10 protein-coding genes and 1 pseudogene are annotated in these 13,631 nt (G+C 70.0%); 2 read left to right on the top strand and 9 right to left on the bottom strand.

Annotation, left to right across the window (positions count from 1 at the left end; all coding sequences use genetic code 11):
• The first annotated feature begins 107 nt into the window (after positions 1–107).
• Positions 108–1,031, top strand: coding sequence for a phosphorothioated DNA-binding restriction endonuclease (locus ABGA99_RS22775; RefSeq protein ID WP_347583314.1), 924 nt, complete (start codon positions 108–110; stop codon positions 1,029–1,031).
• A 109-nt stretch (positions 1,032–1,140) separates the two neighbouring features.
• On the opposite strand, the gene ABGA99_RS22770 is transcribed toward ABGA99_RS22775, so the two are convergent.
• Entirely contained in the window at positions 1,141–2,013 is an 873-nt protein-coding gene (locus tag ABGA99_RS22770) for an SAM-dependent methyltransferase (RefSeq protein WP_347583313.1), read from the bottom strand.
• Positions 2,014–2,153: 140 nt separating this feature from the next.
• Here ABGA99_RS22770 and ABGA99_RS22765 point away from each other — a divergent pair, with 140 nt between their 5' ends.
• Entirely contained in the window at positions 2,154–3,500 is a 1,347-nt protein-coding gene (locus ABGA99_RS22765; RefSeq protein WP_347583312.1) for a cytochrome P450, read from the top strand.
• A 239-nt stretch (positions 3,501–3,739) separates the two neighbouring features.
• Here the strand turns inward: ABGA99_RS22765 and ABGA99_RS22760 are convergent, their stop codons facing one another.
• The 8 genes and pseudogenes from ABGA99_RS22760 to ABGA99_RS22725 all read right to left on the bottom strand — a co-directional run bounded on the left by ABGA99_RS22760 (position 3,740) and on the right by ABGA99_RS22725 (position 13,401).
• Entirely contained in the window at positions 3,740–4,558 is an 819-nt protein-coding gene (locus ABGA99_RS22760; RefSeq protein ID WP_347583311.1) for a hypothetical protein, read from the bottom strand.
• A 1,996-nt stretch (positions 4,559–6,554) separates the two neighbouring features.
• Positions 6,555–6,980 carry a PIN domain-containing protein gene (locus tag ABGA99_RS22755; RefSeq protein ID WP_347583310.1) on the bottom strand — a complete coding sequence of 142 codons (426 nt, stop codon included), beginning with the start codon at positions 6,978–6,980 and terminating at the stop codon, positions 6,555–6,557.
• Entirely contained in the window at positions 6,977–7,255 is a 279-nt protein-coding gene (locus tag ABGA99_RS22750) for a CopG family transcriptional regulator (protein WP_347581343.1), read from the bottom strand. The genes ABGA99_RS22755 and ABGA99_RS22750 overlap by 4 nt, the downstream gene beginning before the upstream one ends.
• 65 nt (positions 7,256–7,320) lie before the next feature.
• Positions 7,321–7,866 (bottom strand): annotated as a pseudogene (locus tag ABGA99_RS22745) (hypothetical protein).
• A 41-nt stretch (positions 7,867–7,907) separates the two neighbouring features.
• On the bottom strand, positions 7,908–10,229 hold the full coding sequence (locus tag ABGA99_RS22740; protein ID WP_347583309.1) for a helicase-associated domain-containing protein: 2,322 nt from the start codon (positions 10,227–10,229) through the stop codon (positions 7,908–7,910).
• 571 nt (positions 10,230–10,800) lie between these two features.
• Complete coding sequence (locus ABGA99_RS22735; RefSeq protein ID WP_347581389.1) at positions 10,801–12,222, bottom strand: DUF234 domain-containing protein; 1,422 nt, start codon at positions 12,220–12,222, stop codon at positions 10,801–10,803.
• A 644-nt stretch (positions 12,223–12,866) separates the two neighbouring features.
• Positions 12,867–13,235, bottom strand: coding sequence for a hypothetical protein (locus ABGA99_RS22730; protein WP_347583308.1), 369 nt, complete (start codon positions 13,233–13,235; stop codon positions 12,867–12,869).
• Positions 13,236–13,242: 7 nt separating this feature from the next.
• Positions 13,243–13,401, bottom strand: coding sequence for a winged helix-turn-helix domain-containing protein (locus ABGA99_RS22725; protein WP_347581878.1), 159 nt, complete (start codon positions 13,399–13,401; stop codon positions 13,243–13,245).
• Between the last annotated feature and the right edge of the window lie 230 nt (positions 13,402–13,631).

The following is a 13,631-nucleotide window of genomic DNA, read 5'->3' as shown; positions in this document are numbered from 1 at the left end:
GCATGTCACGCCGGGTGCAGACCGCTTGCCGGCGCTTGTGGCGGTTCACCTCCGCCGGGCTTGCCACAGGGCTGTCCCTGTCGGTGGTCCGTGGCACAGTGGCGGCCATGACGGTCGACGAGTTGCTGCGCCGGTTGACGACGGTCCGGCGCGCACCGACGGGAAACGGGCGGGCACCTCACAAGCCCTTGCTGCTGCTCTGGCTCCTCGGCCGGCTCTCCGCAACCGGCAGCAGTGCGGTCACGTACGACGAGGCCGCCGAGCCGGTGAGCCGTCTGATCAACGACTTCGGCCCGGCGGTCGCCAGCCCCGCCCGTGCCCGTGACCGCGCCGCAATGCCGTTCGTGCACCTGGAGCGGGATCTGTGGGACCTGCGTGATCTCCACGGCGAGCCCATCGGCCCCGGGGAGCACGAGAGCGGCGCCCTACTGCGCCGCCGCCGGGCCCATGGCCGGCTGCGACCCGAGGTCGAGGAGATCCTCGCGGACCCCCGGTCCAGGGCGGCGTCCGCACGGGTACTGCTCGACCGGCACTTCACACCGGCACTCGAAGGGGCGATCTGCACAGCGGCCGGTCTGGACCTCACCGAACTCGAACTCGCCGCGTACGAAATGGCGGCCGCACGACGCCGCACCCGCCGTGCGGGCTTCACCGAGGAGGTGCTGCGGGCCTACGCGTACGCCTGCGCGATGTGCGGCTTCGACGGCGCGCTCGGACGTAACCCGGTGGGACTGGAGGCAGCGCACGTGCGCTGGCACAGCCATGAAGGACCGGACGAGGTCAGCAACGGCGTCGCACTGTGCTCGCTGCACCACACCCTCTTCGACCTGGGCGTCCTCGGCCTCACCTCGGAGCTGCGCATCAAGGTGTCCGAGCTGTACGTGGCCCGTAGCCAGGCCGGTCTCGCCGTCGACAACCTTCATGACCGGCCGCTGAGTACGCCACGTCCGGGTCAGCCCACCCTTGAGGCCGTTCATCTCCGCTGGCACGGCCTTGAGGTCTTCAAGGGCGATATCGGCACGGCGGCGTGAACCGTGCCGGGTTGCGGAGGGCCTGTGGCAGCCCACCTCCGGCGGGACGCTCAACTTCCGCCACGGGCACGGCCGACAGGCCCGTACCGCGTCGCCGCGTCGGCCGCTGTCAGTCCGTCTTTCGTCCGACGCCTGCGCAGACCCACTGGCGTTCGGCACCGGACGGAGCGGTCGTGTCCGGTGCCTTGGACCACGGCGAGACGGGTGCCAGGTCGGGGCGCCACAGCGACACGGTGGTCAGGCCCGGGTCGAGCAGGTCGAAGCCGTCGAAGAGCCGCCCGATCTCCGCGTAGCTGCGCAGCGTGAGCGGAGAGTGGGCTTTCTTGTAGACGTCGGCGGCCTTCTGGACCCGGCCGTCGGTGTCGAACTCGGAGGTCGAGTGCGAGATGACCAGATGGCTGCCGGGTGCCATCGCGGCGCGCAGTCGCGCCACGATCCCGGGCGGGTCCGCCTCGTCGTCGACGAAGTGCAGCATCGCCAACATGACCACGGCGACCGGCTTGTCGAGGTCGATGACATCACGCAGCTCGGGATCGGCCAGGATGTCCTCGGGGTGCCGGGCGTCGCCCTGGGTGACGGCCACCAGGGGCGACCTGCCGAGTAACGCCCGTCCGTGGCTGACGACGACCGGGTCGATGTCGACGTAGGCCACGCGCGAGTCCGGGGCGACGTTCTGGGCGATCTGGTGCAGGTTCTGGTGCCCGCCGCCCTCGACCGGCATACCCGCGCCGATGTCGATGAACTGCCGGATTCCGGACTCGGCCAGGCACCGTACCGCGCGCCGCAGGAACGCGCGGTTCTCCCGCGCCATGAGGGGTGCGTCGGGAACGTGCCGCCGGACTTCCTCCATGACCGCCCGGTCGTGGGCGAAGTTGTCCTTGCCACCGAGGAAGTAGTCGTAGATGCGTGGGACGGCCGGGGTCCGGAGCTGGAGGGGGTTCTCCTCCTCGCGTCCTCTCCCCTTCGACGACGGCTTGTTCATCGAGCTCTCCCGCCATGCCCCTGCCGCGCTGCAGAATCCGTGGAACCATGCGAGCGTAGCGACCGGCCGACGCAGTCACCCCGGCTACGGCCGGTTTCGGCTGACAACGTTGCCGGGACGTGACCCGAGGAGGGAGTGGCATGCCGGACGACGGCATCGACAGGATTCCCGGCCCGCCCACGGGCGGTGACGGCGTCAAGGCGATCGTGGCGGCGGGAGGGCTGCACAACTATCAGCTCAAGCTGCACGCCGAGTTCGGTCCGGTGGTGCGCTTCCCCTTACCCGGTGCGGACATGGCGGTGTCGGTCGCCGATCCGGTGCTGCTGGAGGCCACCGCGGAGATCGACAAGCGGCCGGAGAAGCTGTTCGAGTTCCTGGAGCCCCTCCAGGAGTCGGGCAACGTGCAGACGCTCCCGGCAGACGAACACGTGCCGTGGCGGCGGGTGATGCTCTCCGTCCTGGCCGGACGGCCTTCGCACGAAGCGCACTTCGCGCAGTTCACCGCGCTGACGGCGTCGATGGCCGACAGGTGGGCGGAGAACGCCGCGCGGGGCCCCGTAGAGCTGCAGAAGGACCTCAGCGAGCTGTCGCTGCGGATGGTCTGTGAATACTCGCTGGGCAACGGTCTGGAGTCCGAGGAGGCCGCCGGGCGGGTCGTGTCGGCGTTCGAGGACGTGCTCACCGACTACCTGGCGCGGCTGTACCAGGTGGACGTGGGCGGCACGGAGGAGGAGCGCAGCGTACGCTCCGAAGAGGCCCTGACCTATCTGCGCGCGACCGTCGACGAGGTGCTCACCGCGCACCGCGAACGCGGCACGACCGAGCACGCCGACCGGAGCGACCTGGTCGCGGCTCTGGTCAGGGCGGGCGAGTCGCCGGCGCGGATACGCGACACGGTGCTGATGACCATGATGGCCGCCCACCACACCACCGGTGTCGCCATCTCCTGGACGCTCTACCTGCTGGCCCGGCACCCGGAGGTGGCCGAGCAGGCCACCGAGGAGGTCGACCGGGTCCTCGGTGACCGCGGCGCACCCGACTACGGCGACCTCAGGCCGCTTTCGTACCTGGACATGGTGCTCCGGGAGGCCATGCGGCTGTACCCGCCGGGACCGTACGGGGCCCGGGAGGCCACCGAGGACCTCAAGCTCGGCGAATACAGCGTTCCCGCGGGCACGACCATCTTCTATCCCTTCTGGGCCGTGCACATGAACCCCGAGCACTGGCCCGACCCGGAGGTGTTCGACCCGGACCGCTTCACACCGGAGGCGTCCGCCCAGCGGCACCGGTTCGCGTACATCCCGTTCGGGCTCGGGCCCCGCAGTTGTGAAGGCGCCGCTCTCGCGATGGTCGAGGCCAAACTCGTGCTGGCGATGCTGCTGAAGCGCTTCCGGTTCCAGATGGCGCTGGGTCAGACGGTCACGCCTGTCGAACGCTTCGTCCTGTGGGCCGCCGAGGACATCCACATGAACCTCACCCCCCGGTAACCCGCCCGCCCCCCGAAGGCCGGAGCGCGACGGGGCCCCGCACGGGCATGCCGCTGCGGGGCCTCGTTTCGCCTGGTCAGGTGGTGCTGCTGTCCGGGGTGGTCCGGCTCCGTTCCGACTTGCGGGTTCGAACCTGCCGGCGACTGCGGTGAACGTCGATAGACGGGGATGAACGAGACCAGAACGGAGACCAGGAACGTCCAGGCCAGTCCATGACGGGCGGGCCTGGCCCCCGGTGGCTACGCCGGGTTCACGAAGGCGCCGACGGCCGAGGCGTCCAACAGCCGGCCGTTGCACCAGTCGGCCAGCAACAGATCGAACTCGCGCATCGCCTGCTCGATGCCGGGCGCCGACGCCGTCGCGGCATCGGGGGAGAGCGCGAGACACAGCACCGTGATCCGGTCACCGTGTGCCTGGCCGTACACGGTGAGCGGATCGGAGGCGATCGCGAACGAGTCGACCACGCGGCCCGGGGCATCACGGAAGCGGACGCCCGCGTACGGCCACCTGGCGACGGGCAACAGCTCCGACAGCCGCCGCCGCGAAACCTCGGCGGAGATGGCGGCGGCCGGGGTCCGGCGAAGGTGAATCCTGTCGAAGACGCGCACCGGCGACGCACCATCGCCGATCACCCGCGAATGCTGCTGGAAGATCTCATGGATCGCGCGCATCTCGGCCTCGACCTGCCCCGCGAGCTGACGGGAGACCATCTCGGCCTGCCGCCAGTCGTCCTCGTGGATCACGAAGTGCTCCCCCGGACCGGTCGACTCCTCAGTCGCCGGCAGCGGGTCGAAGATCGTCGGCAGGGAGTACTGCATCTCCTGCGGGTCCCTCGTCCGGACCCGCCTCAGGGTCAGCACGAGGCTGCCGCTCCGAAGGAACTGCGCGGCGGTCGGCGGCTCGGCCCGGACCACGGCCCACGGCTCTCCTCCGAGGTCAAGGCGCGTTTCATGCGCGAACGAGTCGGGAAGCTGGCCGGGCGCGAGCTCGGTCCTCGCGAACTCCTCCTCTGTCTCGGCGTCCACGAACACGACCTGCACCGACTCCGTGTGCGCCATGTCCCTACCCCCACATCGATCGCCGTTCCCGTCGCGTTGCCCGCAGCCGTCGGGCCCGTGGACAGTATCGGTACAGCGGTCCCCGCGTGCGCGGTGAGCACGCCCCCGGCTGGCTGGACGATCCGTATGCCCGCGCCGAGTTCCCTGCCCCGTCCGCCACGGACATCACGATGCCGCACACCGACACGTGCCCGCAGACTGACCGGGACTACGGAGTCCGGATGTCCCAGAGCCGGATCACCCGGTCCTAACGGCCGCCGGCCAGGATGCGTCCGTCGGGGGCGAACGCCAGGCAGAGGATGGGCCCTTGGTGGCCCTTGGTGCGCGCCAATGGCGAGGCGCTGGTCGCCGGTGGCCGTGTCCCAGAGGCAGATGAGCGCCGCGGGGAAGCTCCCAGCGCGGCTCCCCGTGGCGAGGTCCCACATCCGCGGCGTACCGCTGTCGCCCCCTCCGACGATGTCGCGGCCGTCCGGGCTGAACGCCAGCGAACCGACCCACCCGCCGTGCCCCTTCAGCACCAGGCCGGGGTCGCCGGTGTGCACGTCCCAGAGCCGGATGGCCCTGTCGCTGCCGCCAGTGGCGAGGGTGCGGCCGTCAGGGCTGAACGCCACGGAGGCTACGGACGCGGCCCATCCGGGGTACTTCGGGGCCAGGTGCTGCTCGCCGGTGTCCGCGTCCCGCAGAACGATGTCCTTTCCGTTCCGGGTCGCGAGGATCCGGCCGTCCGGGGCGTAGGCGGCACCGGTCGAGCGGGAGTCCTTCATGCGCAGCGCGGTACGCGGTTCGCCGCTGCGCGGATCCCACAGGCGCACGCACTTGTCCCAGCCGCCGCTGGCGAGGGTGCGGCCGTCAGGGCTGAACACAAGGTTCCCCACCGCGTCGCGGTGACCGGACAGGGTGAGGTGGTGCTCGCCGCGCAGCGCCTGTGCACGAAGGGTGCGCGGCGCGTCCGGCCCGGCCGGCGCGTCGGATGCGGTGGACCGGGGGGTGGACGGCGGCCGAGGCGCGTCCCGTAAGCCGAGTCCCGCCAGCTCGCGGGCCAGGGCGTGGGCGTCCGGGCGTCGGGCAGGGTCCTTGGCCAGCAGCGACAGGACCAGGTCTGCAAGGTCTCCGGGCAGGCCGGGTCGCAGCTCGCGAGGCGGCGGCGGGGGCTGTTCCAGATGCTGCCGCATCAGGGCGAACACCGTCGCCTCGGTGAACGGCGGTCGGCCGGTGAGCAGTTCGTACAGGACACAGCCCAGGGCATACAGATCGGCGCGGGTGTCGACCTCCGTCCCGCGCCACTGCTCGGGCGACATGTAGCGGGGTGCCCAGCACGGCTCCGGACACGGTCAGCAAGGTCGAGGCGTCGGCGGGACGGGCGATGCCGAAGTCGCAGATCTTCACCCGGTCGCCCGGCTGTACGAACAGGTTTCCCGGCTTGAGGTCCGGTGGACGACGCCGCAGCCGTGTACGGCGTCCAGGGCGACGGCGGTCTGCCGAGCCACGTCCACGGCCTGCTCCCCCTTCACGGCTGATGCCTCGTAGCTGTGTTCCGCCGGCAAGGCCCGTATGCGCTCCGGGTCCGCGCGGTCCCGCGGGGCGGCGGGCCCCGGGGGATGAGGTTGATACGTTGCGCTTGCGCCCGGCCACGGCGCAACGGCTCCTCGGGCAGGCCGGTGGTCTGCTGGAAGGCGTGGTTCTCCGCGTGCAGGGCGGCAAGGCAGCAAATGAGACCAGGACGGAGACCAAGCCGTCTCCGAGCAACGCCGAAGCCCTGCAGCGGCATGCCGCTGCGGGGCTCGTTTCGCCTGGTCAGGCGGGGTGCGGAGGATACGAGATTCGAACTCGTGAGGGTGTGAACCCAACACGCTTTCCCATTCTTCGGCCGACCGTTCCTGAGAGTACGGCAACGTCTTGACCTGGGGCGTAGCTGGGGCGGGCGGTCGTTCCGGACGGCGCCGGACTGGAGTGACTGAGACCAGAACTGAGACCAGAACTGAGATCAGAGAGTCGGTCATACTCTCTTGACGACGATCGTGTCCGGCACCAGCTTCTCCAGGTCGTCCACGTCCGAAGTGAAGACGGTGACCTGCCCCTTCTGCTGTCGCGCGATGACGGCGAGCACCGCGTCGATGGCGTACTTGTGACCGTTCAGCTTGGCGTCGGCGAGGAGCCTGCGGGCCTGGCGGGCCTCGTCCTTTCCGATGTCGGCGACTTTGAGTCGCGAAAGGACCCAGTCCCAGCGCTGCTCGGTGGTTCGGCCGTCGTACGCCTCGACCAGCGTCATCGGAGACGTCACCACCTCGGCTTCACCCCGGACTGCGAGGTCGAGCCAGGCGATCATCTTTCGGTCGCCGCGCACGGCCAGGGACAGGGCCTCGCAGTCGAGCACGAAGATGCGCAGCGGCCGCTGCCGGTGCTCAGCGGCCCGCTTCCTCACGCGGCCTCTCCGGCGTCGTGCTCCGCGGTGGCGCGGCGCCGCTCGTGCTCGGCGTCGAGCTCTTCCAACTCCGCGAGGGCCGCCGCGCGCTCGTCCTCGGTGACGGGACCGTGTTCTTCCTGCAGCCAGTCGACCAGTTCCCCGAGGCGGTCCCGCTCTCGCTTGAAGCGCAGTGCCTCGGCGACGTACGCCGACAAACCCCGCTCCGCGGCCTCCGTGCGGATCTCGTCGAGGAGATCCTCGGGAATGGTCACGGTCACCTTCTTTGTCGCCATACGAGAGACCATACTCCTGGTGTCGTACTCCTTACCAGCGAGGCGTAAGGCGGGCGCCCCGGTGATCAGGCGATAGTGGCGGGGCGTGGGCTGCCGTGGAAGACCTGGCTGGTATGCCAGGAGCGGTGTGCTTCCGCGACGGGGCGGGCGCCGGGTTGACGTCCGGTGAGCGGGCGGCCCGCGAGCGCTATGACGTGCTCCCAGCCCGGCCGGCACCGCACCAATGCTGCCGTCGTAGCCGCACTGGTACTCGTAGGCCGTCAGGACCTGCTCACGCATCTGCGGGTCCCGCTGCCTTCGGACGGTCGACGAGAGTTGTCCGGCCTCCGAGGGCTGCCCGGTCCGTGGTCTGTGCGTACCTCCCACACTCCATCGCTCACCAGGTGGTGGAACGGGTAGGCGGGAGTCGCCCTATTGGACGGACCGTACTCGTCCAGCAGGCGTTTGAGATCCTCCTCCACCGCGCTGTACCGCAGTTCGCCGTCGGCTTCCCACTGGAACTGGGCGCGGGCGGCAGGAGCAGCAGCGGTTTGTGTGGTGCGCGAGTCCCCGTTCCTGGTCCATTGCCGCAGTTTCGCGGTGCGCTCAGCCAGTCCGTGAGCGGCGATCATAGTGGTTCGTCGCGGGTACCTCGCCGGGACTGAGGCGAGAGCTACGCGGGTATGACGCCATGGATGCGGGAGAGAGTGAAGACCCGTTCGTCATCGCGCAGATGGCACCAGGCGTACAGGTGGGGCGGGTCGAGATCGAGCTCGCAGAGGGTGCGTACGGTGCGGCTGCCCGAGGCGGCGACGTACTCGATGGTGACGGCCCGGCCCTCGTCGATGGCGTGCGCCAGCTGACGTACGTCGGTGAGGGAGAGCAAACGCGCGTGCCCGGCGACGATCTCCTCGGTGTCCGTACCGAACGGGACGCCGTTCCCGGGGTCGGGTTCCGGTGGGGTTGCCGGGGCACCCTTCAGCCGGATGGCAAGCGCACCCAGGCCAACGGTCGCCGGGGTCCGGGCCACGGGGACACCAGCGGACCGGCGGCGCGGTGTGCCGCCGGTCTTGCGCGGGGGCGGTACCGGTGCCACGGCCCGGCGGCGCCGGGCCTGGTCGACGCGCACGGTTCCGTCGGCGCCCTCGGCGACGGGGGCGTAACCCGCGGCCCGCAGCGCGGCGATGGTCTCCTCAAGCGGGGTCCGGCTGACGAGCACGGTCGGCGCCAACAGCCGCAGGCCGAGGGTGGTGAGCTTTCGATGGGCGGCGAGCTCCGTGAGGAGGGTGGGCTCCTCGCCGTGGATCACGCAGGCCGCGGAGGTGACGCGCATCCGGCCGTGGCTGCGCGCGGTGTCGTGGATCAGGTACGACAGTGGCTGCGGGAGGGCGCCGACAGCAACGGCGGCCAGGTCGGCCTCGATGGCATCGGCCGTGCGGCCGGCGTCCAAGGCGCGGCGGACGGTGCCCGGGCCGAACCGCCACACCGATGCCGTGCCTCCGGCTTCCCGGTCTGCGACGGTGTCAAGGAGCGCGGCCAGGCGGGCGGTCGGTGTGCCGGTGACGATGGCGGTGAGGTCGGCGCCGAAGCGGGCTCCCTCGGTGGCCGCTGGCAGCAGCCGCGCACAGGCCGCGGCCGGTGCTTCAGCGTCGGCGTCATCGTGCCGCAGTGCGGCACCGATGGAGGACAGGGCGCCGCGGGCGATCACGCCGAGCACTTCCGCTTCGTGACTCACGGTGGCGAACGGTGCGGTGTCCTGGGGCAGTTCATCAGCGAACGGCCGATGCCAGCCCACCAGCACCCCCAGTTCCGCGGGATTCTTCGCCCCCTGCCCCGTCGGGAGCCGCGCCGCGCCGGTGAGAAGGCCCTCCCGGGCCTGCACACAGCCCCGGCACGGCGGTGCCCCGGCGAGTACGGGAAGCGCTTTGCCGTCCGCGTCGCGGGCCTGGGCCGGGGTGAGCGGCAGCCGCCACCACGCCGTGAGCAGCGTGGCGAGCTGCTTCGCGGGCTCTTGCTCCGCCCAGACGTCGTAGTCGGCTGTCGCCGCGACCCGGTCGCCGTCCCTGGCCAGCAGCCCGGCAGCGTACGCCGTCTCCAGGACCAGGCGTACGACGATGTCGTCGCACCGTGCCGCCTTGCCGACCCGCGACAGTTCACGCGCTCCGACCCCGCCGGACTTCAACAAAGCCGGCGGGGACGTGGAGCACACCGCCAGAACCTGAGCGGCGTGGGCAGCGAACGTCGTCGCCGAGGCCGCCGCCTCCCGTTCCACCTCCGCCGAGGTGACGGCCACGGTCCGTACGAGGGGCGGGGCCGGCTGGAACGGGGCGTGCCAGCCGGCCCCGCGTAGCGTGAGCGCCACCTCGGCCGGCATGCGGGTGGGTCCGTATCCGTACCGGCTCTGGACTAGCAGCCCCCGTTCCAGGGCCCAGCGCACACCCGCCCCGGAGTCGGCACCAGGGCCCCCGAGGATGACGAACTCCTCCGTTGACCACGGCACTTCAGACTGGTGACCGGCTCGCTGCTGCAGCAGTTTCCGTGTAGCCGCCGGCGCCGAGGAGACCACCGCGGCAACCCGTTCCGGATCACCGTGGTGCGTCAGCAGGGCAGTCAGCCGCTGCTTCTTGCCGGTACCGGGCGAAGGGACGCCCAGAGCCACCAGCATGCGGCGCAGTTCCTCCGAGGTCGTGTCCGACAGGAGCAGGGCGAGCGGTGCGTCAAGACCCAATGGCCGCTCCCACGCCTGCCGCAACGGCGCCGCCATGCGCAACAGTCCCTTGTCGTCCGGCCAGACCAACGCGCGATCGGCCAACGACTCCAGGGCCGCGTCAAGGCCGCGAGCCCTCTCCGCTCCGGTCGCGTCCAGCAGACCGGCCAGAGCGGCACGGGGCACGGACCCCAGCGCCGCCAGCGCCTCGGCCGCCTGCAACTGCGGCAGCGAGAGGCCGGCCAGCGCCGGAGCCACCGACCCCGGGCGCTGAAGACGATCCGCCAACTCACCGAACGATCGCGGCTCCGGCGGACACACGGCGTCAGAGCGAGCCGCTAGAACCCTCTCAAGTCGGTTGTTCTCCAGACCACTCAGCCACCCGGCCAGAGTGGATCCGCTGTGCTTGCCGATCGGGGCACCTCACATCGACGAGACCGGCGTCTCAGGAACCGGAACGGGCCTGTTGTACAGGCCCAGCATGGCGCATCGTGAGGGCCGCTCGGATCCGCTTCTGAGTGAAAGGGGTGTCCTGCGGCTCGCCCCTCGGCAGCACAGCCGAGAAATGTCTCTTATGTAGGAAATAAGTGAGGCCAAAACCGAGACCAAGGCATGCCGAGAACCCCGGCCGTCGAGCGGTCCGGGGACCTCGTTTCGCCTGTTCAGGCGGCTGCGGAGGATACGAGATTCGAACTGGTGAGGGTGTGAACCCAACACGCTTTCCAAATGTTCGTCCGGCTGTCCGGGGCGGGACGGGGACGTCCTGACCTGCGGCGGAGCGTGCGGGCGGTCGCTGCCCGGACCGCAGCGGACGGAGGCGAATGCAACGAGAACTGCAACCACAGATGCCCAGCCCTGCTCACACCTTGCGCCAGGCGGTGAGTAGTTCGTCGGGGCCGTAGGCCGCCTGAAGACCGGGACATCTGATCCCGTTGCGGGAGATCGCCACGAGCGGTACTGGCTCGTCGGTGATCGCGGCCCGGTGCTTCTGCAGTGCTGCCAGGTCGTGGTTGTCGAACGCGGAGTTCTCCAGCCACTTGACCGAGCCGAGGAAGAGCAACTGCTTGGCCACCGGCCGCCGGTCGGCACCCACCACGTCGATCTCCACGTCGTTGTTGCGGGTCCAGTACCCGCCGATCGCCGGGGCGGCGGGCAGGAGCCCGTCCGGCAGGAGGCGGGCGAGGGATTCCCGGACGAGGGGCTCGATCGCGCGACCCCGCCAGCTCGTCCACTGCTCCTTGATCCGGCTCAGCGTGAGATCTCCGCGCATTCGCTCGATCTCCGCCATGTGCAGGTCCAGAAACGCGAGCCAGAAGCGCAGGTAGGGGTCGGCCACCCGGTAGCGGCGCTCCTTCGACGGCCTCAGCGAGAGCGGCAGCTCGGCGGCCACGACCCTCTTCTCGGTCAGGACGTCAGTGGCTCGGGTGAGAGTGGTGTGGGCGATGCCGCCGGCTGCGCGAGCGATGTTGGTGAAGGTTCTCTCCCCGGATCCGATCGCCCGCAGGACTTCCCTGCTCATCGCCTGCGGAGGGAACTCCGCGGCCAGTGACCGTTCAGCGGAGACCAGCAGCGCCGAGATGGGGTTGTCCAGCGAGTCGCGGAGGAACTCCCAGACATCCGTTCCGGCCTGCCACTCGGCGCAGATCAGAGGTAGACCTCCCGTGATCAGAGCAGCGTCGAACGCGGCCGCCGGAGACAGGCCGAGCATTTCGCCGATCTCGGCCGGGTTCAAAGGCCCCACGATCATTTCCCGGCCCCGCTGGTGAAAGGGGCGGTCGTAGCTGTTCAGCGCCTCCATCATCGACAGATCGGACCCGACCAGGAGGAGAAGCACCGGCTTGCGGCTGAGCAGCCGGTCCCATGCCCGCTGGAGCATGCCCTCGAAGGCGTCGATGCGGTCCATCAGATACGGAACCTCGTCGATGACGACGACGCTGGGCGTGTCGTCGGGCAGGATCTCCGCAAGCAGCCTGAGTGCCCCGTTCCACTGCTCCGGGGTCTCCTCCGAGAACAGTTCCCGCTCCGGCAGGGTGGATCTGGCGACGGCGTCGAGCAACTCCGTCAACTCGTTCTCCGCCGCGCCGCCCGCCGCGGTGAAGAAGAGGTGCGGCGTCTCGGTCCGCCGGATGAACTCTTCGACGAGGCTGGACTTGCCGACCCGCCTCCGTCCGCGCATGAGGATGCACTGACCAGGTCTCGCTGACCCGGCGGCCTCGTGAACTGTCTGCAAGGCGTTGCCGAGCACATTCAGCTCGCGTTCCCGCCCGATGAAACGACGCATGTAGACTCCCGATGGAGATGGTATCCCTATCGATACTATCTCCATCGATACCATTCCCTTCGCGCAGGCATGAGGCTCATGATGCTGTGGATACGGAAGAGGGTGACAGTAGGTCGCGTACGCGGCGACGATGGGTGACTTCCGCGTAGCCTTGAGCAGCCGGTCTGCCAGCAGGTGGAGGCCGGCCGTCGGCGGACTTGTCCGCGGCGCGAGGGTGACGGTGCTTCGGGGTCGCGGTGCCGCCGACCTTCCTTCGCTGGGCGGGACAGCAGCGGCCACCCTGTGCGACAGGCGCTTTTCGATACGCATCTCGCGGCGCGCAGTGAGGCGAGCCACGCTGTGGGTGGACTGCCTCTGATCAGGACCGTCGGGGCGAGCTGCCGCAGGGGAGCTTGGCTGGCGCCCCTGACCCAGCCCGATGCGACGAACGGGCAGCGGAAGATCTGCCATGCCGAAGAGCCGAACCGCAATCACTCAGGTTGAACGGGCTGGTACTGGATCTTCTTGAGCTTGCGTTTGATCACTCGGGTCAGGTGCGCCAGGTGGGCGGCGGCGAAGTCGGCCGGGGCCCGTTTGAGCAGGCTCCGGGTGCCCTCCTGCGGATTGATCTCGGGCGCGTGGCTGGGCAGATGGGCGGTGGTCAGTCAGTCCTTGTGCTTCTCGGTGAAGTCGAACATCTCCTGCTGCAGGTGCACGTTCACGTTGTCCCACAGCCACACCACGGGGGTGTCTAGCTGCAGGTGCGTCACGACGATCAAGTCCCGGTAGTCGGTCCAGGCGATGGACTTCTGCTCGCTCCTGCGGCCGTGGTGGACGAGCAGCTTGAAGAACAGCCGGGCCTGCGGTCCGGGCATGAAGCAGACCACCCCGGCGATGTTGACCCGGCCCCGGCTGCGGCCGGCCACCCGGACCTGCGGGCGCTGCCCCGCGGCGCCCGGGGTCCGGCGCCTCGGTGGCCTCAGTGACTGGCCGGTCTCGTCCGCGAAGCAGAGGTGGGAGCCCGGGTGGTGCACGGCACTTTTACCCGCGGCCACACCTCGGCCTTCCACACCTCGATGGCCTCCTCGTCGCGCTCCAGGGCGCGGCGCACCGGCACCTGCAGCCGTGTCGCCTCAGCAGCTTCCACACCCCCTGCAGCGTGTAGCCGACGTGGAACAACCTCCCGATCAGCAGCTTCACCCGCTTCAGCGCCCAGCCCTGGTGCTCGTCATCGAAGCCGTGCGCCAGCGGCCCCCGCTTCAACTCGATCTCCAGGCGCTGCCACCCTCCCGCCGCACGGCCTCTCCCTTCTCATGCTCCCGCGGCGTCAGTCCACCGCCCTGCGCGTACCGCATACAGCGGTCGTACCGCAGGGATCAAGCACCGTCAGCCCCACCCGACAACGCCAGTTCAACCTGAGCACCCGTGTC

Origin of the sequence: Streptomyces sp. B5E4 (assembly GCF_039871555.1) — a bacterium.
Taxonomy (GTDB): Bacteria; Actinomycetota; Actinomycetes; order Streptomycetales; family Streptomycetaceae; genus Streptomyces.
This window is presented reverse-complemented; position numbering and strand designations above follow the sequence as displayed.

Excerpts from the sequence above, each read along its gene's own strand:
- ABGA99_RS22775 (WP_347583314.1), top strand. The coding sequence starts at position 108 with ATGACGGTCGACGAGTTGCTGCGCCGGTTGACGACGGTCCGGCGCGCA.
- ABGA99_RS22770 (WP_347583313.1), bottom strand. The coding sequence starts at position 2,013 with ATGAACAAGCCGTCGTCGAAGGGGAGAGGACGCGAGGAGGAGAACCCC.
- ABGA99_RS22765 (WP_347583312.1), top strand. The coding sequence starts at position 2,154 with ATGCCGGACGACGGCATCGACAGGATTCCCGGCCCGCCCACGGGCGGT.
- ABGA99_RS22760 (WP_347583311.1), bottom strand. The coding sequence starts at position 4,558 with ATGGCGCACACGGAGTCGGTGCAGGTCGTGTTCGTGGACGCCGAGACA.
- ABGA99_RS22750 (WP_347581343.1), bottom strand. The coding sequence starts at position 7,255 with ATGGCGACAAAGAAGGTGACCGTGACCATTCCCGAGGATCTCCTCGAC.
- ABGA99_RS22735 (WP_347581389.1), bottom strand. The coding sequence starts at position 12,222 with ATGCGTCGTTTCATCGGGCGGGAACGCGAGCTGAATGTGCTCGGCAAC.